26 protein-coding genes are annotated in these 24322 nt (G+C 68.4%); 15 read left to right on the top strand and 11 right to left on the bottom strand.

The genetic code is table 11. The annotated features are described in order from the left end of the window. Positions 1 to 32: 32 nt before the first annotated feature. The 5 genes from ntrX to dusB form a co-directional block, all read right to left on the bottom strand. Positions 33 to 1448: a nitrogen assimilation response regulator NtrX gene (gene ntrX, locus AVJ23_RS01030; RefSeq protein WP_058860292.1), complete on the bottom strand. Its 1416-nt coding sequence runs from the start codon at positions 1446 to 1448 to the stop codon at positions 33 to 35. 24 nt (positions 1449 to 1472) lie between these two features. Next, positions 1473 to 3746 (bottom strand): sensor histidine kinase NtrY-like, encoded by a 2274-nt coding sequence (locus tag AVJ23_RS01035; RefSeq protein WP_058860776.1) that lies wholly within the window; start codon positions 3744 to 3746, stop codon positions 1473 to 1475. 100 nt (positions 3747 to 3846) lie between these two features. Next, the gene (locus tag AVJ23_RS01040; RefSeq protein WP_058860293.1) at positions 3847 to 5217 is read right to left on the bottom strand and encodes a response regulator; all 1371 of its coding nucleotides are present in this window, start codon (positions 5215 to 5217) and stop codon (positions 3847 to 3849) included. Beyond that, on the bottom strand, positions 5217 to 6305 hold the full coding sequence (locus AVJ23_RS01045; RefSeq protein WP_058860294.1) for a two-component system sensor histidine kinase NtrB: 1089 nt from the start codon (positions 6303 to 6305) through the stop codon (positions 5217 to 5219). The genes AVJ23_RS01040 and AVJ23_RS01045 overlap by 1 nt, the downstream gene beginning before the upstream one ends. Further along, positions 6302 to 7285 carry a tRNA dihydrouridine synthase DusB gene (dusB, locus tag AVJ23_RS01050; protein ID WP_058860295.1) on the bottom strand — a complete coding sequence of 328 codons (984 nt, stop codon included), beginning with the start codon at positions 7283 to 7285 and terminating at the stop codon, positions 6302 to 6304. The genes AVJ23_RS01045 and dusB overlap by 4 nt, the downstream gene beginning before the upstream one ends. Positions 7286 to 7463: 178 nt before the next feature. Here dusB and AVJ23_RS01055 point away from each other — a divergent pair, with 178 nt between their 5' ends. The 3 genes from AVJ23_RS01055 (at position 7464) to AVJ23_RS01065 (ending at position 9636) form a co-directional block, all read left to right on the top strand. After that, positions 7464 to 8609 (top strand): bifunctional 2-C-methyl-D-erythritol 4-phosphate cytidylyltransferase/2-C-methyl-D-erythritol 2,4-cyclodiphosphate synthase, encoded by a 1146-nt coding sequence (locus AVJ23_RS01055; RefSeq protein WP_058860296.1) that lies wholly within the window; start codon positions 7464 to 7466, stop codon positions 8607 to 8609. Beyond that, the gene (locus AVJ23_RS01060; protein ID WP_058860297.1) at positions 8606 to 9088 is read left to right on the top strand and encodes a phosphatidylglycerophosphatase A family protein; all 483 of its coding nucleotides are present in this window, start codon (positions 8606 to 8608) and stop codon (positions 9086 to 9088) included. Before AVJ23_RS01055 ends, AVJ23_RS01060 begins: the two co-directional genes overlap by 4 nt. 77 nt (positions 9089 to 9165) lie before the next feature. Then, positions 9166 to 9636 (top strand): CinA family protein, encoded by a 471-nt coding sequence (locus AVJ23_RS01065; RefSeq protein ID WP_240484503.1) that lies wholly within the window; start codon positions 9166 to 9168, stop codon positions 9634 to 9636. Between the two features lie 90 nt (positions 9637 to 9726). On the opposite strand, the gene AVJ23_RS01070 is transcribed toward AVJ23_RS01065, so the two are convergent. Then, positions 9727 to 10038: a hypothetical protein gene (locus tag AVJ23_RS01070; protein ID WP_058860299.1), complete on the bottom strand. Its 312-nt coding sequence runs from the start codon at positions 10036 to 10038 to the stop codon at positions 9727 to 9729. 100 nt (positions 10039 to 10138) lie between these two features. Continuing rightward, on the bottom strand, positions 10139 to 10606 hold the full coding sequence (locus AVJ23_RS01075; RefSeq protein WP_058860300.1) for a type II toxin-antitoxin system RatA family toxin: 468 nt from the start codon (positions 10604 to 10606) through the stop codon (positions 10139 to 10141). A 71-nt stretch (positions 10607 to 10677) separates the two neighbouring features. On the opposite strand from AVJ23_RS01075, the gene hpt reads away from it, so the two are divergent. From hpt to AVJ23_RS01090, 3 genes are all read left to right on the top strand, one after another. Beyond that, on the top strand, positions 10678 to 11217 hold the full coding sequence (gene hpt, locus AVJ23_RS01080; protein WP_058860301.1) for a hypoxanthine phosphoribosyltransferase: 540 nt from the start codon (positions 10678 to 10680) through the stop codon (positions 11215 to 11217). Positions 11218 to 11346: 129 nt separating this feature from the next. Next, positions 11347 to 11799: a c-type cytochrome gene (locus AVJ23_RS01085; protein WP_058860302.1), complete on the top strand. Its 453-nt coding sequence runs from the start codon at positions 11347 to 11349 to the stop codon at positions 11797 to 11799. Positions 11800 to 11805: 6 nt separating this feature from the next. Beyond that, the gene (locus tag AVJ23_RS01090) at positions 11806 to 12696 is read left to right on the top strand and encodes a c-type cytochrome (protein ID WP_058860303.1); all 891 of its coding nucleotides are present in this window, start codon (positions 11806 to 11808) and stop codon (positions 12694 to 12696) included. A 34-nt stretch (positions 12697 to 12730) separates the two neighbouring features. Here AVJ23_RS01090 and lipA read toward each other — a convergent pair whose 3' ends face one another. Then, positions 12731 to 13690: a lipoyl synthase gene (gene lipA, locus AVJ23_RS01095; protein WP_058860304.1), complete on the bottom strand. Its 960-nt coding sequence runs from the start codon at positions 13688 to 13690 to the stop codon at positions 12731 to 12733. 230 nt (positions 13691 to 13920) lie between these two features. Continuing rightward, complete coding sequence (locus tag AVJ23_RS01100) at positions 13921 to 15021, bottom strand: DUF6456 domain-containing protein (protein WP_058860305.1); 1101 nt, start codon at positions 15019 to 15021, stop codon at positions 13921 to 13923. A gap of 226 nt (positions 15022 to 15247) precedes the next feature. Between AVJ23_RS01100 and AVJ23_RS01105 the strand changes: the two genes are divergently transcribed. After that, positions 15248 to 15538, top strand: a complete 291-nt coding sequence (locus tag AVJ23_RS01105; RefSeq protein ID WP_058860306.1) for a DUF6477 family protein — start codon at positions 15248 to 15250, stop codon at positions 15536 to 15538. 124 nt (positions 15539 to 15662) lie between these two features. On the opposite strand, the gene AVJ23_RS01110 is transcribed toward AVJ23_RS01105, so the two are convergent. Then, a complete protein-coding gene (locus AVJ23_RS01110) occupies positions 15663 to 17207 on the bottom strand; it encodes a trimethylamine methyltransferase family protein (protein ID WP_058860307.1) in 1545 nt (514 codons plus the stop codon). Between the two features lie 206 nt (positions 17208 to 17413). On the opposite strand from AVJ23_RS01110, the gene AVJ23_RS01115 reads away from it, so the two are divergent. The 7 genes from AVJ23_RS01115 (at position 17414) to AVJ23_RS01140 (ending at position 22251) form a co-directional block, all read left to right on the top strand. Next, positions 17414 to 18088, top strand: a complete 675-nt coding sequence (locus tag AVJ23_RS01115) for a DUF2270 domain-containing protein (protein WP_058860308.1) — start codon at positions 17414 to 17416, stop codon at positions 18086 to 18088. Positions 18089 to 18139: 51 nt separating this feature from the next. Beyond that, positions 18140 to 18349: a hypothetical protein gene (locus AVJ23_RS01120; protein WP_058860309.1), complete on the top strand. Its 210-nt coding sequence runs from the start codon at positions 18140 to 18142 to the stop codon at positions 18347 to 18349. 86 nt (positions 18350 to 18435) lie between these two features. Beyond that, positions 18436 to 18606, top strand: a complete 171-nt coding sequence (locus AVJ23_RS22725) for a hypothetical protein (protein WP_157772595.1) — start codon at positions 18436 to 18438, stop codon at positions 18604 to 18606. A 51-nt stretch (positions 18607 to 18657) separates the two neighbouring features. Continuing rightward, positions 18658 to 20220: a glutamine-hydrolyzing GMP synthase gene (gene guaA, locus AVJ23_RS01125; RefSeq protein ID WP_058860310.1), complete on the top strand. Its 1563-nt coding sequence runs from the start codon at positions 18658 to 18660 to the stop codon at positions 20218 to 20220. Continuing rightward, the gene (locus AVJ23_RS01130) at positions 20217 to 20846 is read left to right on the top strand and encodes a YdcF family protein (RefSeq protein ID WP_084794190.1); all 630 of its coding nucleotides are present in this window, start codon (positions 20217 to 20219) and stop codon (positions 20844 to 20846) included. The genes guaA and AVJ23_RS01130 overlap by 4 nt, the downstream gene beginning before the upstream one ends. A gap of 112 nt (positions 20847 to 20958) precedes the next feature. Then, positions 20959 to 21975: a betaine--homocysteine S-methyltransferase gene (gene bmt, locus AVJ23_RS01135; RefSeq protein WP_058860312.1), complete on the top strand. Its 1017-nt coding sequence runs from the start codon at positions 20959 to 20961 to the stop codon at positions 21973 to 21975. Between the two features lie 45 nt (positions 21976 to 22020). Beyond that, positions 22021 to 22251 (top strand): hypothetical protein, encoded by a 231-nt coding sequence (locus AVJ23_RS01140; protein WP_058860313.1) that lies wholly within the window; start codon positions 22021 to 22023, stop codon positions 22249 to 22251. A gap of 49 nt (positions 22252 to 22300) precedes the next feature. Here AVJ23_RS01140 and AVJ23_RS01145 read toward each other — a convergent pair whose 3' ends face one another. Next, positions 22301 to 23386, bottom strand: coding sequence for a PA0069 family radical SAM protein (locus tag AVJ23_RS01145; protein WP_058860314.1), 1086 nt, complete (start codon positions 23384 to 23386; stop codon positions 22301 to 22303). Between the two features lie 174 nt (positions 23387 to 23560). Between AVJ23_RS01145 and AVJ23_RS01150 the strand changes: the two genes are divergently transcribed. Beyond that, positions 23561 to 24265 carry a corrinoid protein gene (locus AVJ23_RS01150; RefSeq protein WP_058860315.1) on the top strand — a complete coding sequence of 235 codons (705 nt, stop codon included), beginning with the start codon at positions 23561 to 23563 and terminating at the stop codon, positions 24263 to 24265. Positions 24266 to 24322: the final 57 nt, after the last annotated feature.

Below are 24322 nucleotides of genomic sequence, written 5' to 3' on the forward strand. Positions count from 1 at the left end.
TCATTGCCCGCCCCCCGTGTTCATCGCGGCTCTCAGGACACTTCCTGCATCGGATGGTCGACATGGGCAACCCGTCCGCCCGACTTGGCCGAGGTCACCACGCCCAGCGACTTGAGCTTGCGGTGCAGGGCCGAGCGCTCCATCCCGACAAAGGAGGCGGTGCGCGAGATGTTGCCCCCGAAGCGGTTGATCTGGGTCATCAGGTATTCGCGTTCGAACGCCTCGCGCGCCTCGCGCAGGGGCAGCGTCGCCAGCGTGCCGGAAAGCACCACGCGATCCTCGCCGCCATCCTCGCGGCCGCCCTCCTGCGGCAGCTCGCGCGCCTCGATCGGGCCGGTGCCGTCGCCCAGGATCAGCACCCGCTCGACCAGGTTCTTGAGCTGGCGCACGTTGCCGGGCCAGGTCATGGTCTGCATCAGCGCCACCGCGTCCTCGGAGAGCGCGCGCATGGGCAGGCCCTGCCCCTGGTGGCAGCTCTCGATGAAATACTGTGCCAGCACGGGGATGTCCTCGCGCCGCTCGGCCAGCGAGGGCACCGCGATCGGCACCACGTTCAGCCGGTGATAGAGCTCTTCGCGGAAACGGCCCTGCGCAATCTCGGTCTGCAGGTCGCGATTGGTCGAGGAGATCACGCGCAAATCGACCCGCACCTTGTCATTGCCGCCCACGCGGGTGAACTGCTGGTCGACCAGCACGCGCAGAATCTTGGACTGGGTGCCGACCGGCATGTCGGCCACCTCGTCGAAATAGATCACCCCGCCATGCGCCTGCTCCAGCAGGCCCGGTTCGACCCCGCGCTTGGCGCTTTCACGTCCGAAGAGCATCGCCTCCATCATCTCGGGCTCGACGCCGGCGCAGTTGACGGTGACGAAGGGGCCGCGCGCCCGGTTGGAACGGCCGTGAATATAGCGCGCCGCCACCTCCTTGCCGCTGCCGGCCGGGCCGGTCAGCATGACGCGGCCATTGGACTTGGTCACCTTGTCCAGCTGGCTGACCAGCCCGCGGAAGGACGGGCTCTCGCCCACCATCTCGGCCGCCTTGACCTCGCCGCGCTTGAGCTGCTGGTTCTCGCGGCGCAGAAGCGATGTCTCCATCGCGCGGCGGATCACCACCAGCAGCTGGTCGATGTTGAACGGCTTCTCGATGAAGTCGTAGGCGCCCTGCTTGATCGCCGCCACGGCGATCTCGATATTGCCGTGGCCCGAGATGATGACGACGGGAATGTCGGGATTGTCGCGCTTGACGGTCTTGAGGATGTCGATCCCGTCCATCTTGCTGTCCTTCAGCCAGATGTCGAGGATCAGCAGCGCCGGAGGCTCGGCGTTGATCTCGGTCATCGCGTCCTGGCTGTTTCCGGCCAGCCGCGTGGTAAAGCCCTCGTCTTCCAGGATGTCCCCGATCAGCTCGCGGATGTCGCGCTCGTCGTCCACAATCAGGATGTCACTCATGCCTTGCCTCTTACCTTCACGTTCTCAAACCTGTTCCAAGCTCGCCTCGGCGCCGGCCAGCGCCGCGCGGGTCAGCGGCAGGCGGACCAGCGCCCGCGCCCCCACATGCCCGTCGGGGCCGAAGGCCGGCGCGTCGTCCAGCGCCAGCGTGCCGCCATGTTCCTCGATGATCTTCTTGACGATGGGCAGACCCAGCCCGGTGCCCTTGTCGCGTGTCGTCACGTAGGGCTCGAAAAGCCGCGCGCGGTCCTCGGGCAGGCCGATGCCGTTATCCATGATGGCGATCTCGGCCCAGCCGTCCTGCATGCTGGCCGAGACGCGGATCTCGGGGGCGTAATCCTCGGGCGCGCCGCGCTCGATGCGCCCCTCGATCGCCTCGCCCGCATTCTTGATCAGGTTGGTCAACGCCTGCCCGATCATGGTGGCGTCCAGCTCGGCCGGCATCGCCTCGTCCGGCAGTTCGGTGCGGAAGGTCACGTCCGGCAGGCCGGTCTCCTGCAGCAGCACCGCGCCGCGCAGGATCTCGGACAGGTCCTCGGGGCGGCGTTCGGGTTCGGGCATGCGCGCGAATTTCGAGAACTCGTCCACGATGCGGCGCAGATCGTCGGTCTGGCGCACGATCACCTCGGTCATGCTCTCCAGCTTCTCGGCCGAGGCGCCCTCGAGCTCGCGCCCGAACTTGCGGCGGATGCGTTCGGCCGACAGCTTGATCGGCGTCAGCGGGTTCTTGATCTCGTGCGCGATGCGCCGCGCCACGTCGCCCCAGGCCGCCATGCGCTGCGCGCTGACAAGGTCGGTCACGTCGTCGAAGGCGATCACGTAGCCCTCGAGCGAGCCGTCCGCCCGCCGCCGGCGCGACAGCCGCACCAGCAGGTGCTCCAGCCGGCCCTCGCGGCTGACCTTGACCTCTTCCTGCGCCACCTCGCGCCGCTCGGTGCGCAGCCGCTCGAAGAGCGGGCCGAATTCCGGCACCGCCACCATGATCGGGTCCGAGCGATGCGTCTCGTGCCAGCCCAGCAGCCGCTCGGCCGAGCGGTTGACGAAGGTCACCTTGCCCTTGGCGTCCAGCCCGACCACGCCCGAGGTGACCGAGGTCAGCACCGAGTCGAACAGCCGTTGGCGGCGCTCGATCTGGCGGGTGTTTTCCAGCAGCGTCTCGCGCTGGGCCTTCAGCTGCCGGGTCATCTGGTTGAAATAGCGCCCCAGCATCGAGATCTCGTCATCGCCCTCTTCCTCGGGCACCTGCACATCCAGATCGCCCGAGCCCACGCGCTGCGCCGCGCCGGTCAGCTTGCCCACCGGACGGCTGAGCCGTTCGGCAAACCACAGCCCGGCCCACGTCGCGGCGAGGATCAGCAGCACGGCAAAGCCGAGATAGAGCAGCGCGAAATCGAACAGCTGGCGACCGCGCTCGTTTTCCTGCTGCTGGTAGAAGCGCGCGGTCTCCTGCGTCTCGTCCAGCAGGTCGAGGATGTCGCCATCCACCTCGCGCGAGACATAGAGATAGCGGTCCACGAAGGCGCCCAGCGGCATCAGCGCGCGCAGCTCGTTGTTGTCCCAGTCGGCGACCAGCGCCACGCCCTGCGCCTCGGCCGTCTCGAACACGTCGCTGCCCGGCTCTTCGAAATCGAACAGGTAGGAACGCTCGCCACGCGCGCGGATGTCCCCTGCCCCGTCGATCACGAAAGCCTCGCGCAGGCCGCGCTGGATCTGGCCCTGACCCTGGCTCAGCGCCTGGCGCAGCTCGCCGTCATCCATGATGAAGGTGGCGCGTCGGCTGGCATCGAGGAACCCCCCCAGCGCGCGGATGTCCTGTTCGAGGGCGGCGCGCTGGTCCTCCTCATAGGCCTCGGCCGCCGCCAGCGAGGCGCCCACAACGTTCTGCACCCGGTTCGAGAACCATGTCTCGAGCCCGATATTGATGGTGAGCACGGCAAAGACCGCCACGGTCACGGTGGGCAGCAGCGCCATCAGCGCAAAGGCCGCGGTCAGCCGCAGGTGCAGCCGCGAGCCGGCCGATTGCGCGCGCCGATCCGCGATCATCCGGGCCACGCGCGCCATGACCAGCGCCGCGATCAGCAGCACGTAGACAAGGTCGGCCAGCAGCACCAGCCGCAGCGACAGGGCCGAGGCGCCGGTGTCCAGCGGACCCAGCACGGCGAAGGTGGCCCCGGCCAGCGCCGGGCCCAGCAACACCAGCGCCAGCGTCATCACGTTCTGCACGTGACGCCGGCGGCGCAGGCGCGAAAGTCGTTCCCAAAAGGTGGGACTGGTCAACGGACGTGCCCGCGTGGCCACAGCCAAACCTCATAATGATGTGCTGCCCAAGGCAGCGACCGCCATATCATGTGGTCTTTTCGCCACGCAGAGGCGGCGGCGCCACAGTTATGTGGCCCTTTTACATCAACTTGCGGCGGCGTGTCACGCGAATATCGAGATCGGTGATCTTCTTGCGCAAAGTATTGCGATTGATGCCCAGCAGGTCGGCGCATTTCGCCTGGTTTCCGCCGGTGGCCTCCAGCGCGATCTCGAGCAGCGGCGCCTCGACCTCGCGGATGATCCGACCATAGAGCCCCGGCGGCGGCAGCGCCGCGCCATGCAGGTCGAAATAGCGCCGCAGGTGGCGGGCCACCGATTCCCCCAGCTTGTCGCTGTCGCCGCCGCGCAGCACCGCGCCGGTCTCGGGCTGGTTGCCCAGCACCGCCTCGACCTCGGCGCGGCTGATCTCCTCGGTGCGCGAGGTCAGGCTGAGCCGGCGCACCGCGTTTTCCAGCTGGCGCACGTTGCCGGGCCAGGAATAGACGCGGAAGAGATCCGCCGCCCCTTCCGACAGCCAGCGCTTGGGCGCGCCCTCCCGCTCGGAGCGCAGCAGGAAGTGATCCGCCAGAAGCGGGATGTCCTCGACCCGCTCGCGCAGGCTGGGCACGGCGATGGCCGCCCCGTCCAGGCGGTAGAACAGGTCCTGCCGGACCTTGCCCTGCTCGATCAGCGCCGAGGGGTCGAATTGCGACGACGCCAGGAAGCGCGGCACGTGATCGCCCGGCACGTCCATCATGCGCACGATCCGGGCCTGGATCTCGTCGGGTACGTCGGCGATCTCGTCGATCAGCAGCGTGCCGCCCTTGACCCGGGCCAGGATCCGGGCCGGCCCGTCCAGATCCATCAGGTCGGCCGCCGTGACGGTGACAAAAGGCAGGGTGCGGCGGTCCGAGAAATCGTGCAACGCGCGGGCGATCAGGCTCTTGCCGGTGCCGGATTCGCCGGTGATCAGAACCGGCAGGTCGGTGTTCATCACCCGCGCCACCAGCCGGTAGAGCGCCTGCATGGCCGGGGTCTTGCCCACCAGCGGCAGCTCGTCGGGCTCGTCCGCGCCGACCACCGGCTCCTCGCGCGTGGGCGTGCGGTTGCGCGTCTCCAACGCCTTGGCCGTGCGCTTCATCAGGTCCGGCAGGTCGAAGGGCTTGGGCAGGTAGTCGTAGGCCTCGGCCTCGGCCGCCTGGATCGCCGTCATGATCGTGTTCTGCGCGCTGATCACGATCACCGGCAGGCCGGGCCGGTCCTGCGAGATCTTGGGCAGCATCTCGAGCCCGTTGCCATCGGGCATGACCACGTCCGAGATCACCACGTCGCCCTTGCCCTCGCCCACCCAGCGCATCAGCGTTGTCAGGCTCGATGTGGCATGCACCTTGCAGCCGGCCCGTGTCAGGGCCTGGGTCAGCACGGTGCGGATCGTGCGATCGTCATCGGCAACCAGTACAGTGCCATCCATCACGTGGTCTCCTGTGGATCCCCCGGCGCGCGGGGCAGTGAAATGCGAAAGACGGTGCGGCCGGGCACGCTGTCCACGGCGATCCACCCGTCATGGTCGGATATGATCTTGCTGACCAGCGCCAGCCCCAGCCCGGTGCCGTTCTCGCGGCCCGACACGAAGGGATCGAAGATGTCGCCCTTGATGTCCGGTGGCAGGCCGGGCCCGTCATCGATGATCTCGATCTGCAGCGGCAGCGTGTGGCCCGAGCCGTCGGCGCGGCGCAGCCGGAAACTGTGCTCGAAATAGGTGTGCAACCGGATGCGCCCGCCCTGCAGCGGGTCGGCGGCCTCGGCGGCGTTCTTGAGCAGGTTCAGCACCACCTGCAGCAGCTGGTCGGGATCGCCCAGCGCCATGGGCAGCGAGGGGTCGTAATCCTCGATGATCTTCATATGCGCGCCGAAGCCCAGCAGCGCCGAGCGGCGCGCCCGGTCCAGCACGTCATGGATGTTGACCGGCCGGCGCTCGGGGGCCGAGAGGTTGCCGAACTGCTCGACCTGTTCCAGCAGCTTCACGATGCGCCGCGTCTCGGCCACGATAAGATCCGTGAATTCAAGGTCTTCAGGGCCGAGATTCATGCTCAGCAACTGCGCCGCCCCGGTGATGCCGGCCAGCGGGTTCTTGATCTCGTGGGCCAGCATCTCGGCCATGCCGATGGCGGACTTGGCCGCCGACTTGACGCTGTGGCTCTGCGTCATGCGGCCGGCCAGCTCGCGCGGGGAAATCAGCATGACCATCCAACCGGGGCTGCCCTGCAGCGGCGCGATCTGGAGGTTGCAGACCAGCGGCGCGCGCGACCCGGTGCCCACGTCCACGTCGTTGACGAAAAGCGGCGTGCCGTTGGCGCGGGCCCGGGCGAGGCTTTCCTCCAGCGGTGCGTCGATTGCCAGCCGGTCCCAGATCGGCTGGCCGGTCAGCCACTTGGCGGAGTTGTTCAGGAACCCCTCGGCCGCGGGGTTGAGATCGGCGATGCGCTCGTCGGCGTCGATCAGGATCGCCGGGACGGGCAGCGAGGACCAGACCTGGGACTGGATGTCAGGGTCGATCATGCGGCCTCCGCCCGGTTACGGATCAGCGCGTCGGGCAGCAGCTGCAGCACCGCCCGGGGGTCCTTTTCGGTCAGCAGGCGCTGGCGCAGCGCGGCCGGCGTGCCGGCGCGATCCATGTACCAGCCCAGATGCTTGCGGGCGACGCGGCCACCCAACGTGGTGCCATAGAAGCCCAGCATCGCCTCGTAATGGTCCGCGACCATGTCACAAAACGCGCGCCCCTCGGGGATGTGGACGGGCGGCGCGCCGTAAAGCGCCGCGGCGATCTCGGCCAGCCGCCAGGGCGCGCCCTGTGCACCCCGGCCCACCATCACGCCCGCCGCGCCGGATTGCGCGAGCGCCTGCCGCGCGCTGGCCGCATCGGTGATGTCACCATTGGCCACAACGGGGATCTGCACCGCCTCGACCACCTCTCGGATCGCGGCCCAGTCGGCGCGGCCCTTGTAGAACTGGCAGCGCGTGCGACCATGGATCACCACCATGCGCACGCCCGCCGCCTCGGCCCGGCGCGCCAGATCGGCGGCGTTTCGGTGGTCGTCATCCCAGCCCAGACGGGTCTTGAGCGTCACCGGCACGTCCACCGCGCCCACAACGGCCTCGATCAGGCGCAACGCGTGATCGGGCACCTGCATCAGCGCCGAGCCCGACCAGCCGCCGGTCACCTTCTTGGCCGGGCAGCCCATGTTGATGTCGATCACCCGCGCGCCCATGTCGGCAACCTGCCGCGCGGCCTCGGCCATGGGGCCGGGTTCCCGCCCCGCGATCTGGACCGAGGTGTTCTCGATCCCGGCGCCCAGTTCGGCCTTCTCGCGGGTGCCGGGGCGCGCGGTCAGGAACTCGCCGCTGGCGATCATCTCTGAGACGACCAGCCCCGCGCCGAAGCCCGAGACCAGCCGGCGAAAGGGCAGATCCGTGATGCCGGCCAGCGGGGCCAGCAGGACGGGGGGCGCGATCTGTCGGGATCCTAGGGAAAGGGACACCTGCTTATTCCTTGTGCATCTGTTTCCGAGGTACTGTCGGCCCGGGTCGGATACAACATTTAGCGGCTGTTATCCGCGCGGCCCCTTGTCGCTTGCCTGTTTTTTGGGCGCTTCCAGCGGGTCGATTGCGCCGGCCCGCAACTGCCCCTAAGACAGGCGCATGGGACAAGGGGGGCGCATGACGGGCCGCGGGGCGACAACAGGAATCGTGATCGTCGCGGCCGGGCGCGGCACGCGCGCGGGCGGGCCGCTGCCCAAGCAATGGCAGGCGGTCGCCGGGGCGCCGGTCGCCCGCTGGACCCTGCAGGCGCTGGCCCCGCATGGCCGCATCATCCTGGTGATCCACCCCGAGGACGAGGCCCGGGCCGCCTGCGTGGCCGAGGGCCTGCTCGTCACGCTGGTCCCCGGCGCGGGCAGCCGCGCGGGCTCGGTCCTGGCCGGGCTCGAGGCGCTGGCCCAGGATCCGCCGGAGCGTGTTCTGATCCATGATGTGGCGCGGCCCTGCGTCTCGCCCGCGGTGATCGGCGCCGTGCTGGCCGCGCTTGAGACCCATGACGGTGCCGCCCCGGCCCTGCCCGTGACCGATGCGCTCTGGACCGGGGCCGGCGGTCGCGTGACGGGCACGCAAAGTCGCGAGGGGCTGTTCCGGGCGCAGACGCCGCAGGGCTTCCGCTTCGATGCGATCCTGCAGGCGCATCGCACCCATGACGGGACCGCCGCCGACGATGTCGAGGTGGCGCGCGCCGCGGGGCTTGAGGTGGCGATCGTTCCGGGCGAAGAGAGCAATATCAAGATCACCGCGCCCGGCGATTTCGCCCGGGCCGCCAAGCTGCTGGAGCCTCGCATGGATGTGCGCCTGGGCAACGGGTACGATGTACACGCATTCACCACGGGCGATCACGTGGTGCTCTGCGGCGTGCGCGTGCCGCATGACCGCGCCCTGAAGGGCCATTCTGACGCCGATGTGGGCATGCATGCGGCGACCGACGCGATCTATGGCGCGCTGGCCGAGGGCGATATCGGCCGCCATTTCCCGCCCTCCGACCCGCAATGGAAGGGGGCGGCCAGCGAGATCTTCCTGCGCCACGCGGTGGAGCTGGCCCGTTCGAAAGGGTTCGATCTGGGCAATGTCGACGTCACGCTGGTCTGCGAACGGCCCAAGATCGGCCCCCATGCGGCTGCCATGCAGCAAGAAATAGCGCGCATCCTGGGCGTCGAGATCGGGCGCGTCTCGGTCAAGGCGACCACCTCTGAACGGCTGGGCTTCACCGGTCGCGAAGAGGGTATCGCGGCGCTGGCCACCGCGACGCTGGTGACGGCATGAGGGCCCTGGCCTCGCTACTCTATGTGGGGTTCCTGCGCCCGGCCCCCGGGACCTGGGGCAGTCTTGTCGCGATCCCGCTGGCCTGGGCGCTGCACCTGCTGGGCGGGTTCTGGCTCCTGGCGCTGGCCACCCTTGGCGCTTTCGCACTGGGACTGGCCGCGACGCGCGCCGTCACGGCTGGTGGTGAGAGCGACCCGTCCTGGGTGGTGATCGACGAGCTTGTGGGCATGTGGATCGCCCTCTTCCCCGTCAGCTACGGCGCGCAGATGATGGGGGTCGACGTTCTACGGCTCTGGCCGGGCTGGGTTGCCGGTTTCGTGCTGTTCCGCCTGTTCGACATCTGGAAACCCTGGCTGGTGGGGCGCGCCGACCGCATGGGCACGGCGTTGGGGGTGATGCTGGATGACGTGGTGGCCGGTGTCTTTGCCGCACTTGGGGCCATCGCGCTGGCCGGCCTGTTCCACCTGGTCCTCCTCTGACCCGGCGTGGCGCCGGTGGCCCGCGGGGGAGTCGAGTATTTATGGAAAGATGAAAGTGGGGGCGCCTCGTGACCGGCATTCATGACATTGCGACGCGGTTGGTGAGCCGCGCGGTCGAGACGGGCCGGACGGTGACCACGGCGGAGAGCTGCACGGGGGGCAAGGTCTCGGCCGCGATCACCGATGTGGCAGGCTCGTCCAACATGTTCGAGCGCGGCTTCGTCACCTATTCGAACCGCGCCAAGACCGAGATGCTGGGCGTGCCCCCGGACCTGCTGGAGGCGCATGGCGCGGTCTCGGAAGAGGTGGTGCGGGCTATGGCCAGCGGGGCCCGCGCAGCGGCGGGGGCGGATCTTGCCGTGGCGATCAGCGGCATCGCCGGGCCGGGCGGGTCGGAGTTCAAGCCCGAGGGGCGGGTCTGCTACGCGCTGGCCGGTCCGGACGGGGTGACAAGCGAGACGCTGGAGCATGGCGCGCCGGGGCGCGCCGCGGTGCGTGATGCGGCCACGGCACATGCGCTGGAGCTGCTGCTGCGGGCCTTGGGCTGATCATCTTGTACAATTTGGCGGGTTTTCCGCCTGTTTCCGCGCGAGCTGCAAGCTTTGCGTAACGGTTTGCTGCGAGTCTGATCCCACGGTTCACGCGGTCATCAGCAGGCGCGCCGGCGAGGGTTCGGAGGTGGTCTCGTTCGCGGCGGCATATCCCGTATCGGCCCGGCGCGCGGTGTCCGTGGGCGCGGGGTCATCGGCAGGCATGCGGGCCAAGGCCTCGGCCACGCGGGCCGCGGGTTCGCTGCGGGCCGGCGGGGTCGGCGCGGGGGCCGGGAAGAGCGGGCTGGGCTTGGTCTCGGGCCGTGTGTCCAGCACTGGCGGCGCCCAGCCTCGGGCGGCGTCGGGTGCCGGCGGAACAGGCGCGGCCGTGTAGGCCGGCGCGTTGAAGAGCGAGGGCATGGCGTCACCTCCGGGCAGGATACGCCACAGAGGATGGGACGGAAATATGGCAGAAACCGGGCAGACCGCCGCGATTTCGGGGAACAAGGTTAACGCGTGCTCAGGCCTGCCGCGCGGTGCCCTGCGCCCCGTAAAGCGCCGCGGCACGCCGTTCGAAGGCCCGCACGATGCGCTGCATGGCGTCGTAGAAGAACATCCCCGCCGCGCCTTGCAGGATGCGGTTGCGGAACTCGAAATCGACGAAGAAGGAGACCTCGCAGCCGCCGTCGACGTCGCGGAAGGCCCATTTCGAGATCATGTGCTTGAACGGACCGTCGAGATACTCGGTATCGATCCGGTTCTCGCCGGGCCACAGCGTGACCTTGGAGCCGAAGCGTTCGCGGAACACCTTGAAGGAGATCACCAGGTCGGCGAGCATCACCTCGTGGTCGCCCTCGTCCTTGCGCGACCGGATCCGGGCCGCCGCCGTCCAGGGCAGGAACTCCGGGTAGGCGCCCACGTCGGCCACGAGGTCGTACATCTGCGCGGCCGTGTAAGGCAGCGTGCGGGTCTCGGAATGGGTCGGCATGTCGCTCCTTCAAAGGCCTGACATTGCGGACAGATGTCGTATGGTGCGTCGGGGAAATCAAGAGGCGGCTCATGACACAGCGTCCTTATGTCGTAGACGAGATGATCTCGGCCAAGGCGATCGCCGCGCGGATCGAGGCACTGGCCCAGGAGATCAAGCGCGAGTTCGGCGACACGAATCAACTGGTGGTGGTCGGGCTGCTGCGCGGCTCCTTCGTGTTCATCGCCGACCTCGTGCGGGAGCTGGACCTGCCGGTGGAGGTCGACTTCCTCGAGGCCTCCTCCTACGGCAATGCCATGGAATCGAGCCGCGAGGTGCGCATCCTCAAGGATCTGCGCTCGGGGATCGAGGGGCGCGACGTGCTGGTGGTCGAGGATATCGTCGATACCGGCCACACGCTCAGCCATGTGACCGGGCTTCTGACCTCGCGCAAGCCGGCACGGCTGCGCTCCATCGCGCTCTTGGACAAGCCGACGCGGCGCGAGGTGGATTTCGGCGCCGACTGGACGGGGTTCGAGATCCCGGACGAGTTCGTGGTGGGCTACGGCATCGATTACGCGCAGCGCAACCGCAACCTGCCCTATATCGGCAAGGTCCGCTTCACCGGCTGAGGCGGCCGCCAAGCTGTCAATATTCGGGCTGCGCGGGCATGGACACGACCCTGTGCGGCGGGCGAGAATGACATTGTCACATTCCGCGTCCATAGTATCGTGGCGTTATTGCACCTTTGGGAGATACCGATGAAATACACCTTCGCTGCATTGGCCGCCTGTGCCGTTCTCGCCACCCCTGCCCTCGCCCAGGACCTGCCGCAGCCCGTGAAGGCGCGCCAGGGGCAATTCAACATCCTCGCGCTGAACCTCGGCATCCTCGGCGGCATGGCCCGCGGCACGGTGGAGTATGACGCCGACGCAGCGCAGGCCGCGGCCGATTCGCTGGTCGCGGTGACCATGGTCGACCAGCGCGCCATGTGGCCCGAGGGCACCGACATGGAATCGATCGACGGCACCCGCGCCCTGCCCGCCGCCTTCGAGAATGTCGAGGACGTGGTCGCCAAGTGGGAAGCGCTGGGCGAGGCCGCCGTGGCCATGCAGGCCGCCGTGGGTGACGGTCAGCAGGCGATCGGCCAGAACATGGGCGCCATCGCAGGGGCCTGCAAGGATTGCCACGACGACTACCGCGCATCCGAGTAACCCCGCATGCGCCGTCTTCTGACACTTCTGATCCCGGTGGCGATCGTCGCCATCGGGATCGGGCTTTGGCTCACCGCGCCCAGCCGCGTCGATGCCGCCCGGTTCGACGGGCTGACCGGCGCGGCGGACCGGGGCGAGGCGGTGTTCACCGCCGCGGGCTGCGCCTCGTGCCATCACGCCCCCGATGCCGAGGGGGAGGCCAAGCTGGTCCTGGCCGGCGGCCAGCCCTTCCCGTCCGATTTCGGCACCTTCTACGCGCCCAACATCTCGTCGCATCCCGAGGCGGGGATCGGGGATTGGGATCTGGAGGATCTCGCCAACGCGGTGACGCGCGGCGTCTCGCCCGAGAGCCAGCATTACTATCCGGCCTTCCCCTACGGTGCCTATGCCAAGATCACCGACCAGGACCTGGCCGATCTCTGGGCCTACATGCAGACCCTGCCCGCCGACGCGACCCCGTCGAGGGCGCATGACGTGGGCTTTCCCTTCAACATCCGCCGCTCGCTGGGCGGTTGGAAGCTGTTGTTTTTCAGCGATGACTACGTGATCGAGGATATCCCGGCCGAGCTGGAGCGCGGGCGCTACCTGGTCGAGGCGCTGGCCCATTGTGCCGAGTGTCACACGCCGCGCAACGCGTTGGGCGGTCTGGACACCGCGCGTTGGATGGGCGGGGCGCCTAACCCGTCGGGCCGCGGCACGATCCCGCCGCTGACCCCGGATGAGCTGACATGGTCGGCGGCCGATATCGCCTATTACCTGGAAACCGGGTTCACCCCCGATTTCGACGCGGTGGGCGGGCACATGGCCGAGGTGGTGGAGAATTTCGCCGCCCTGACGAAAGAAGACCGCGACGCCGTCGCGGCCTATGTCAAGGCGCTGCCGCCCCTGTCGGAGTAAAGGCCTGGCGGGGCCACGCGGCCCCGCAACACTGTCAGACCGGGCGGGCCTGCGCCAGCTTGGCCTCGCGCGCATCGCGCAGCCGGGCGAAATCATCGCCCGCATGGTAGGACGACCGCGTCAGCGGCGTGGCCGAAACCATCAGGAAGCCCTTGCCGTAGGCGGTCTTCTCATAGGCCGCGAATTCGTCCGGGGTCACGAAACGGTCGACGCGGTGATGCTTGGGCGTCGGCTGCAGGTACTGGCCGATGGTCAGGAAATCGACATCAGCTGCGCGCATGTCATCCATCACCTGCGTCACCGACTGCCGGTCCTCGCCGAGACCGACCATGATGCCGGACTTGGTGAAGATGGAGGGGTCGATCTCCTTCACGCGTTGCAGCAGGCGCAGCGAGTGGAAGTAGCGTGCCCCCGGCCGCACCGTCGGGTAGAGCCCGGGCACGGTTTCGAGGTTGTGGTTGAACACGTCGGGCTTGGCCGCGACCACGGTTTCCAGCGCGCCGGCATCGCATTTCAGGAAGTCGGGCGTCAGGATCTCGATCGTGGTGCCGGGCGAGCGATGGCGCACGGCGCGGATCGTCTGGGCGAAATGCTCGGCCCCGCCATCGGCCAGGTCGTCGCGGTCGACTGAGGTGATCACCACGTGGTTCAGCCCCAGCTTCTGCACCGCATCGGCGACGCGGCCGGGCTCGAACAGGTCCAGCGCGTCGGGCCGGCCGGTGGCCACGTTGCAGAAGGTGCAGCCGCGGGTGCAGATCTCGCCCATGATCATCATCGTGGCGTGACCCTGGTTCCAGCACTCGCCCGCGTTGGGGCAGCCGGCCTCCTCGCAGACGGTGACCAGCTTGTGCTCGCGCATGATTCGGCGGGTTTCTAGGTAGCCTTCGCCCCCCGGGGCCTTGACGCGGATCCAGTCGGGTTTCTTCGGCTGGGCGTTGTCGGGGCGATGCGCCTTTTCGGGATGCCGCTCGCCGGGGATCTTGAGATCGCGCACGGAAAATTCCCCTCTTCCCTGTGTCATTCCCTCCTTAATAAGGGCGTGCAGGGGGTTTTTCCAGTACGGCTTCGCTGACTGCGCAGTGACGCATCCCCAAAGGTAACCAGTGCCCCCTGCGCCTTTTCTGCCCCGATCCCAACCACTTGCCCGCCGCCGTCGCGCGTGCGGCCGGGCGGGCTGTTACAATGGGACGCGGGGTTGCACGGGCCGCAAGGGGCTGACTTTCCTCAGCCCACCAGGTCGCCGCCGCCCTTGGCGGCCTCGTCGTAATGGCGGCGCAGGCGCTGCAGCGCGATGCGCAGCACGATCTTGCCCGAGCGGGCCGACCAGCCCAGCCGCTTCTCGGTCACCTCGAGCCCTTCGAGATAGCAGCAGCAGCGCAGCGCCACGTCGCCCAGCCCGGGGCCCAGATCGCGCAGCGCCGCCTGCACCCGGTGCCGGGCCCGGGCCGCGCCATCGCCGCCGGCGGCCTCGGCCGGGATCGGGTCGGCCATCAGGAACTGGTCCCAGTTGCGGTCCTGGCGCGCGCCGATCTGGCTGAGCTCGAAATCCTCGCGCAGCCGCTCGCCCGCGGCGACCAGCGCCTCGGGCAGGAAGGGGGTGCCGTCCTTCTCGCGCCGGCGGGCCAGCGCGGTCAGCGGGCTTTCGGCCAGCATGTAACGCCCCCGCCGGGCGCGCGGGTCGCGCTCGACCGCGTCCAGCGCGGCCTCGGCGGCGCGGCCCGTCTCGAATCCGGCCTGCGCCTCGGCAAAGCCCCGCACGCGGCTTTCCTGCTCGGCCACCATGCGGTTCAGCGCCTGCCGCCCCGTGGCGGTGATGCGGTAGCGCGAGATGCGGCCCGGCGCCCCGCAGGCGATCCAGTCCTTCAGCGCCATGGCCTGCGCCACCGGCGCATCGACCACCGCGGTGCGCGTGCTGCCGCCATCGCCGGTGTCGCGCACCACCACGGCCTTGTCCATCTCGGCCGCCACGGCCAGCACGGCCCCGGTCTCGCAGAGCCGGCGCAGGACGCGCCGCGCCTCGCGCAGCAGCGTCTGTTCGTCGGGCGGCAGGGGCATGTCATTCATCGCGCTCATCAGCTGTTCCTTTCCGGCCGTGACGGGATCCGCGTCGCCAAGCTGGCGCAGGGCGGCATCCACGAGAGGATCGTCGCGCCGCGTCTCGATCCGGCGCACCTGGCGCAGCACGGTCGAGGCATGGCAGCCCGCCTGCCGCGCCAGCGCGCGGATCGACGCGCCATGTTCGGTATGCGCGAGATAGACCCGCGCGGCATCGGGCACCCAGGACGGCCAGTGCGGCCGCATGACATGTGTTCCCGACTCATCCATTCGCGCTCCCATGGCAGGCCTTTTCCACAGACTTGTCCCCACCCGTCAACTTCGCAACCTTGGCGTGTGCTTCTTACCGAGAAGTTAATGGAACATTTTCAATGTGATCTTTCAGAACAATTTATAAACAGTCCTGACAGCGCCGTGCGCCGCTCTGCGCCCGCCGGCAACACCACTTTGAGTTGTGTCACGCTGATCCCGTCACGCCAGTTCGGGGGAGCACGACATGAAGGATATTCTTGGCATTCTGAGCGACCTGCGCCGGCCGCGCCTGCTGATCCGCGCGGCCCGGATCGGGGCGCAGGATTACTGTCGCGATGCGCATCTCAACCGGCTTCTGGGCTATGGCAGCCTGCCGCGGCCGGGGGCGGCGCTGATGCAGCTGGTCGAGCTGGAATCCGAGATGAACGCCCATCGCCAGCGCCAGAGCGCGACCTATTCGGTCAGCCGCCACGTGGCGCTGCTGACCGCCATGATGGGCGAGGCCCGGCTGCTGCGCGAGACGCGCCAGGCCTGAAGCAGACCCGCCCCGGTCGCGGCCGGGGCGGTGCATGTTCGCGCTGCGTTCCGCAGCGGCGTCGCGCGGGCCGTTTCCCGTTCGGAAACAACGACAGGTGCCAGCGACCCGGCCCGGTGGCGAATCAGGTGAAGCTGTCGCTCATGGCCGCCTTGCGCTGCGCCACGTAAGAGGTCAGCGCCTCGTGGATGCCGGGATCGAGATGCGGCGCCTGGTAGCTGTCCAGCAGCTTGCGCATCCGCGCCTGCGCCAAGAGCACGGTGTCGCGCCCGCCCTCCTCGGACCAGGTCTCGAACGGCTTGTAGTCCAGCAGTTCGGAGCGCCAGAAGGCCTGCTTGAAATTGGCCTGCGTGTGCGCGCAGCCAAGGTAGTGGCCGCCCGGCCCCACTTCACGGATCGCGTCCATGGCCTGGGCATTGGCGTCGCAGCTGACGCCCTCGGCCATCTTGTGAAGCGCGCCCAGCTGGTCGGCATCCATCACGAATTTCTCGAAACTGGCCACCAGCCCGCCTTCCAGCCAGCCGCAGGCGTGCAGCATGAAGTTCACGCCCGACAGAAGCCCCATGTTGAGCGAGTTCGCCGTCTCGTAAGCAGCCTGCGCATCGGGCAGCTTGGAGCCGCAGAAGGACCCGGCCGAGCGATAGGGCAGCCCCAGCCGCCGCGCCAGCTGGCCCGCGCCATAGGTGATCTGGCTGGCCTCGGGCGTGCCGAAAGTGGGCGCGCCGGAATTCATGTCGATCGAGGTGACGAAGGCGCCGAAGATCACCGGCGCGCCGGGCCGGATCAGCTGCGAATAGGCCACGCCCGCCAGCACCTCGGCCAGCACCTGCGTCAGCGTGCCCGCGACCGAGACCGGCGCCATGGCACCGCCCACGATGAAGGGCGAGATGATGCAGGCCTGGTTGTTGGCGGCATAGACCTCGAGCGCGCCCATCATCGTCTCGTCGAAGGTCAGCGGCGAGTTGATGTTGATCAGCGAGGTCATCACCGTGTTGTCACGCACGAAATCGGGCCCGAACAGGATGCCGGCCATGTCGACGCTGTCCTGCGCGCGGCTGGGTTCGGTCACCGCCCCCATGAAGGGCTTGTCCGACAGGGTCATGTGCGCCAGCAGCATGTCGTAATGGCGCTTGTTGACCGGGATGTCGGTGGGCTCGCAGATCGTGCCGCCGGAATGGTGCAGCCATTTGGACATCTGCCCCAGCTTCACGAAGGTGCGGAAATCCTCGATCGTGGCATAGCGCCGCCCGCCCTCTGCATCGCGCACGAAGGGCGGGCCGTAGACCGGAGCCAGCACGAGGTTGCGCCCGCCGATCTCGACCGACTTGGCGGGGTTGCGCGCGTGCTGGGTGAAGCGCGCCGGCGCGGTGGCGGCCAGTTTGCGGGCCAGGCCCCGGGGGATGCGCACCCGCTCGCCCTGCACGTCGGCGCCCGCAGCGCGCCAGCGCTCCAGAGCGGCGGGGGTGTTGACGAAGTTGACGCCGATCTCTTCCAGCACCGTCTCGGCATTGGTCTCGATGATCTCCAGCGCCTCTTCGGTCAGCACCTCGAAATCGGGAATGTTGCGCTCGATATAGCGCGCGGTCTCGATCGTCACCGCGCTGCGCTCGGCCCGCCTTGCGGCACCGCCACCGCTCCGGGACCGTCTGCGCGCTGCCACTTCTGCCATGGGTCTGCCCTCTGCCAAGGTTCGGGCACCGCCAAGGGGCGGCACCGCCGGGTTGTTCCCGGTTCTAACGTGCAACGGCACCCGGCCATCGACGAATTCCGGCACGTCACATGCGAAAGCGACATGATCGGGCCCGCGGGCCCGGCGGGTTTACCGCGGCAGGGCTTCGCGCCATCATGGGCGTGCAGGCGTCAGGGAGGGGTCGCATGCCCGAAGAGGCGGAACGCAGCCAGTTCACCGCGGCCGAGATCGGCGCCATTGCGCATCTCTACCGCGGCGAGGTCTATCGCAGCACGATCTGGCGCACGCGGCTGGACACCACGACCAACTGGGCGGTGGTCACGCTGGGCATCGCGCTGTCCATCTCCTTTGCCGCGCCCGGGGCCTCGCCCCTGCCCTTGGTGCTGGTCGGCGTGCTGATCATTCTCTTTCTCGTGCTGGAGGCGCGGCGCTACCGCTATTTCAACGTCTGGCGTGCGCGCTGCCGCTGGATGGAGCAGAATTTCTACGCCCCCATGCTGATCGAGGGCGACCTGCACCTGGAAGAGAACTGGCAGGAGGTGCTGGCCAATGATTACCTGCGGCCGAACTACCATATCAGCTTCTTTACCGCCGTCGGCCGGCGCATCCGGCGCAACTACCTGTGGATCCTGCTGATCCAGTCCGTGGCCTTCATCGGCAAGATCGTCGTGCACCCGGTGCCGCTGACCACCTGGGACGAGGTGCTGGAGCGCTCGAGCGTGGGCCCCCTGCCCGGCTGGATCGTGCTGGCCGCCGGTGCGCTCTACGTGCTCAGCTGGACCGGCATCGCCATCTGGAGCGAGATCCACGACACGCGCCGCGCCCGGCGCCGCGGGCATAGCGGCTCGTCCATGGGCTGAGGAACCATTCGGCGCCGCGCGCGTTGACCGGCGACTTTCCGGAGGGTTCCCATGTCGACACCTGTCAAGGACCGCCCCGCCAAATGGGGCACGGCCGGCGTTCTGATCGCCGGTTTTCTCGTGGCCGTGCTGGGCTTTCTGACCGGCGCGATCGGCTTCGGCCTGTCGCTGGCCCTGTGTTTCCTGATCTGGATCGGCGGCACGCTGCTGCTGAACCGCCACCGCGTGCGGCAGGACGCGAGGCTGCGGAACGGCGGCTGAGCGTCCGACCCTGCGCCAGATCAAGGCGCCACGGTCCCCTGCCGGCATGATGCACCTGGCGGCGCATGGATCGACGGAGGGGCGGCATGGACTGGCGAGGCAGGAAAAAGCCCTTGATGGGGCTCGTCGGCGGTATCGGTCTCGCCGTCGCGATCGGCGGGCTGGTCGGGCAATGGTATGCGCCGGGCACCGCCATCGCGGGCGCCCTGATCGTCTGGATCGTCGGCGCGATGATCGTGCACGTGATCTGCGACTGACGCGGCCGCGTGGGCCTTGCGCGCCCGCCCCGCTGTGCCTAAAGCGGGGCCATGACCCAGCATGACCGCCTTCTGATCATCGATTTCGGCTCTCAGGTGACGCAGCTGATCGCGCGCCGCCTGCGCGAGCTTAACGTCTATTGCGAGATCCACCCCTACCAGAACGTCACCGACGCCTTCCTGGCCGAGTTCGCGCCGCGGGCGGTGATCTTCTCGGGCGGGCCCGACAGCGTCACGCGCGAGGGCAGCCCCCGCCCGCCCAAATCGGTCTATGACCTGGGCGTGCCGATCCTGGGCATCTGCTATGGCCAGCAGGTCATGATGCAGGATCTCGGCGGCACCGTCGTCGCCGGCGAGGGCACCTCGGAATTCGGTCGCGCCTGGGTCACGCCGGCCGAGACACGCACGGACCTGCTGGCCGGCTGGTTCATGGACGGCTCGGGGCGCGAGCAGGTCTGGATGAGCCATGGCGACCATGTCAGCGCGCTGGCCCCCGGTTTCGCGGTCTACGGCACCTCGCCCGGCGCGCCCTTTGCGGTGACCGCCGATCTGGACCGCCGCTTCTACGCCGTGCAGTTCCACCCCGAGGTGCACCACACCCCCAACGGCAAGACCCTCTACGAGAATTTCGTGCGCGAGGCGGGCTTTGCCGGCGACTGGACCATGGGCGCCTATCGCGAGGAAGCGGTGGCCAGGATCCGCGAAAAGGTGGGCGATGCCAAGGTGATCTGCGCGCTCTCAGGCGGGGTCGACAGCTCGGTCGCCGCGGCGCTGATCCACGAGGCGGTTGGCGACCAGCTGACCTGCGTCTTCGTCGATCACGGGCTGCTGCGGCTCAACGAGGCCGAGGAAGTCGTGGGCATGTTCCGCGACCACATGAACCTGCACGTGATCCATGCCGAGGAGCAGGAGCTGTTCCTGGGCGAGCTTGACGGCGTCTCCGACCCCGAGACCAAGCGCAAGATCATCGGCCGGCTCTTCATCGACGTGTTCCAGAAATATGCTGACGGGATCGAGGGGGCGCAGTTCCTGGCGCAGGGCACGCTTTATCCGGACGTGATCGAATCGGTCTCCTTCTCCGGCGGGCCCTCCGTCACGATCAAGAGCCATCACAACGTGGGCGGCCTGCCCGAGAAGATGGGGCTGAAACTGGTCGAGCCGCTGCGCGAGCTTTTCAAGGACGAGGTGCGCGCTCTGGGCCACGAGCTGGGCCTGCCGGCCAGCTTCATCGGCCGCCACCCCTTCCCCGGGCCGGGCCTTGCCATTCGCTGCCCCGGCGAGATCACGCGCGACAAGCTCGAGATCCTGCGCAAGGCGGATGCGGTCTTCATCGACCAGATCCGCAAGCACGGGCTCTATGACGAGATCTGGCAGGCCTTCGCCGCCATCCTGCCGGTGCGTACCGTGGGCGTGATGGGCGACGGGCGCACCTATGACTATGCCTGCGCCCTGCGCGCGGTGACCAGCGTCGACGGCATGACGGCCGATTTCTACCCGTTCTCGCATGACTTCCTGGGCGAGACGGCGACGCGCATCATCAACGAGGTGAAGGGCATCAACCGCGTCACCTATGACGTCACCTCGAAACCGCCGGGCACGATCGAGTGGGAATGAGGGCGGTGCGCCGCGCGGCGCTCGCCTTCCTTCTGCTCTGCCTGCTGCTGCCCACGCTGTCGCGTTTCGTCACCCCGCCCTGCACCGACCGTGAGCGGCCTGTCGAGATCGCCGTGGTTCTGGGCGGCGGGGCCAGCGCCCGGGGCCTCGGCCCCGACACCGCGAGCCGCGTCGATGCGGGGGTCGCGCTGTTCGACCGGGGTCTGGCCCGACATCTGCACATGACCGGTGGCGGCACCGCGCAGGACGGGCTGACCATCGGCGCCGCCATGGCACAGCGTGCCATCGCCGCCGGCGTGCCGCCCGCACAGGTCAGCTGGGAAGGCGCGTCGCAATCCACGCTGGAGAACGCGCTCTTCTCGCGCCCTGCCCTGCCAGCCGGCGAGAAACGCATCCTCGTGACCGAAAGCTTCCACAGCCTGCGCGCCGCGGCCTCCTTTGCCTGGGCGGGCCGACCCGGCGCGATCTGCGCGGCCCCTGCAGCCCGGCGTTCGGCGCGTGGCTGGCTCTGGACCCGTACGCGCGAGACGCTGGCTTGGGGTTGGAACCTGCCCCGCGCCCTGGTCTGGTCGGCCGCCGCAGTCACCGGCCTGCAGGACGCGCTGCCAGAGACTTGGCTGGAATAGCCCCGCCCGGCCCCACATCATCGATCTGGCTCATGAAGGTGATGCGGATTATGCGTTTGCCTTGTGGTGGCGCATGTGGAACACGACAGGCGACCGGAACGAAAGGCGAAAGATGAGCGACGCTTTGCAGAAAGCCCTGGCCACGCGCGACTGGCTCTTGGCCGATGGCGCGACGGGGACGAACCTGTTCAACATGGGCCTGATGTCGGGCGACGCGCCGGAATTCTGGAACGAGACCGCGCCGGACAAGATCCGCGCGCTCTATCGCGGCGCGGTGGAGGCGGGCTCGGACCTGTTCCTGACCAATTCCTTCGGCGCGAATGCCTCGCGGCTGAAACTGCACGAGGCGCAGCATCGCGCTTTTGAACTTTCCAGGCTGTCTGCCGAGATCGGGCGCGAGATTGCCGATGCCGCCGATCGCCCCGTGATCGTCGCCGGCTCGGTCGGCCCCACGGGCGAGATCATGGGCGCCGCCGGCACGCTGGACCACGCCACCGCGGTCGAGATGTTCGAGGAGACCGCCTCGGGGCTGATGGAGGGCGGCGCCGACCTGCTCTGGGTCGAGACGATCAGCGCGCCCGAGGAATTCCGCGCCGCGGCAGAGGCCTTCGAGCGGATCGGCGCGCCGTGGTGCGGCACGATGAGCTTCGACACGGCCGGGCGCACCATGATGGGCGTCACCTCGGCCGACATGGTCAAGCTGGTCGACGGGCTGCCCAACCCGCCGCTGGCCTTCGGCGCGAATTGCGGCGTCGGCGCGTCGGACCTGCTGCGCACCGTGCTGGGCTTCGTCGCGCAGGGCACCGAGCGGCCGATCATCGCCAAGGGGAATGCGGGCATCCCGAAATACGAGGACGGCCATATTCACTATGACGGCACGCCCGAGCTGATGGCCGAATACGCCGTGCTGGCCCGCGATTCCGGCGCGCGCATCATCGGCGGCTGCTGCGGCACCATGCCCGACCATCTGCGAGCCATGCGCGCCGCGCTGGAAAGCCAGCCGCCCGGCCCGCGCCCGACGCTGGACCGGATCGCCGAAGCGCTCGGCGGGTTCTCTTCCGAGAGCGACGGCACCGGCGAGTCCGCCCCCGCCAAGCCGCGCCGCGGCGGCCGCCGGCGCCGGGCCTGAGCCCGGTTCACGCGCTGTTAACCGGATTCGGGCAAGTCTCATGGCATGTCTCGCGCTCCGATCCATACCCGCCCCGATGACTGGCTCGTCTCCATCTTCTCCGCCCGGGCCGTGGCGCAAGGTGGCATCATCCGCCGCCAGTCGCGCGATATCGACCGCATCGTCGGGTGCGACCGCTTTCTGCGCGAACTGTCCCGCCGCGGCTATCACGCGGTCGAGAATGGCGGCCAGATCGTCATCTTCTGCAACCAGGAGGCGGTCCGGGTGCTGCGGTGACAAATTCCATTCATGGAATTTGCAAATTCTGTCGACAGAATTTGCCCGCTCAGAACAGCGACAGCTGCGCGTCTTCCCGGCCGGGCACCCGGAACAGGTCGCAGCGCAGGGGCGGCTGGGCATGATCCAGCCCCAGCGCCCGTGCAGCACGCTTGAACCGGGCCGCGACCAGCTCTGCATAGGGCCCCTCGCCGCGCATCCGGTGGAACCATTTCGAGGAATAGACCGCGCCGCCATGCATGTCGCGCAGATGCCCCATGATGCGTGCCGCGCGGTCGGGATAATGGGCCTCCAGCCAATCCTGCCAAAGGGTCGCCACCTCGCGCGGCAGGCGCAGCATGATCCAGCTGGCGGCATCGGCCCCGGCCTCGGCCCCCGCGGCCAGGATCGCCTCGAGCTCGTGATCGGTCAGCGCCGGCACGAGGGGCGAGGCCATCACCCGCACCGGCACGCCGGCATCGGTCAGGGCCCGGATCGTGGCCAGCCGCCGCGCAGGCGCCGGGGCGCGGGGTTCCATCTTGCGCGACAGCGCCGGGTCCAGCGTGGTGACCGACAGGCCGACCCGCACCAGCCCCTGCTCCGCCATGTCGGACAGGATGTCGAGATCGCGCTCGATCAGCGTGCCCTTGGTGACAACGGCCACCGGGTGACGGAAGTCGCGCAGCACCTCGAGGCAGGCGCGCATGATGGCACGATCCCGCTCCACCGGCTGGTAGGGATCGGTATTGGTGCCGATCGCCAGCGGCGCCACCCGATAGGACTTGCGCGACAACTCGCGGGCCAGCACCTCGGGCGCGTCGGGTCGGGCGATCAGCCGCGTCTCGAAATCCAGCCCGGGCGACAGGCCCAGATAGGCATGGCTCGGCCGGGCAAAGCAGTAGATGCAGCCATGCTCGCAGCCGCGATAGGGGTTCAGCGTCCGATCAAAGGGCAGGTCCGGCGACCGCGTGTAATTGATCACGCTGCGCGGCCGCTCCTCCGAGATTTGGGTGCGCAGCACGCCTTGCGGCTCGGGGATGTCCCAGCCATCGCAGACATCCTCGCGCCCGTAGCGCTCGAACCGGCCGGCATCGCAGCTGGTCGCGCCCCGTCCCTTGCGGCGGGCTTCATCGATGGGGCGTCGGGCATGACTCATCCCGCGACACTAGAACACAACGGGAACATCCGCAAGCGCGCGCGAAACGGCCCGGCCAAGGTCGGAGACGTCGCGAACCATGTCGCAATCCACCAATTGGCGGCGCGACAAAAAGACCATGAGATTCAGAAGGCCACGCCCCAAGCGCGTGCTCAGGCGAAAGGAACCGCGCCCATGTCCGAAGACGAAGACGACATCATCCTGTCCGAACTCGATGACGAGGAACTCGTCCAGCAGATGTTCGACGATCTCTATGACGGCCTGCGCGAGGAGATCGAGGAAGGCGTCAACATCCTGCTCGAGCGCGGCTGGGCGCCCTACCGCATTCTGACCGAGGCCCTGGTCGGCGGCATGACCATCGTGGGCCATGATTTCCGCGACGGGATCCTCTTCGTGCCCGAGGTGCTGCTGGCCGCCAATGCGATGAAGGGCGGGATGGCGATCCTCAAGCCGCTTCTGGCCGAGACCGGCGCGCCCAAGCAGGGCAAGATGGTGATCGGCACGGTCAAGGGCGACATCCACGACATCGGCAAGAACCTCGTCAGCATGATGATGGAGGGCGCCGGGTTCGAGATCGTCGACCTGGGCATCAACAACCCGGTCGAGAACTATCTCGAGGCGCTGGAGCGCGAAGAGGCCGACATTCTCGGCATGTCCGCGCTGCTGACCACCACCATGCCCTACATGAAGGTCGTGATCGACACGATGGTCGAGCAGGGCATCCGCGACGATTACATCGTGCTGGTCGGCGGCGCGCCGCTGAACGAGGAGTTCGGCCGCGCCATCGGCGCCGATGCCTATTGCCGCGATGCGGCGGTGGCGGTCGAGACAGCCAAGGATTTCATCGCCCGCAAGCACAACCAGATGGCGGCGGGCTGACGGACGGGAACTTATGTCGCACCTGCCCGGTTGTGCCTGCAATGCATGACCGGAGAG

The organism is Pseudoponticoccus marisrubri, assembly GCF_001482405.1.
In the GTDB taxonomy this organism is placed as follows: Bacteria; Pseudomonadota; Alphaproteobacteria; order Rhodobacterales; family Rhodobacteraceae; genus Pseudoponticoccus; species Pseudoponticoccus marisrubri.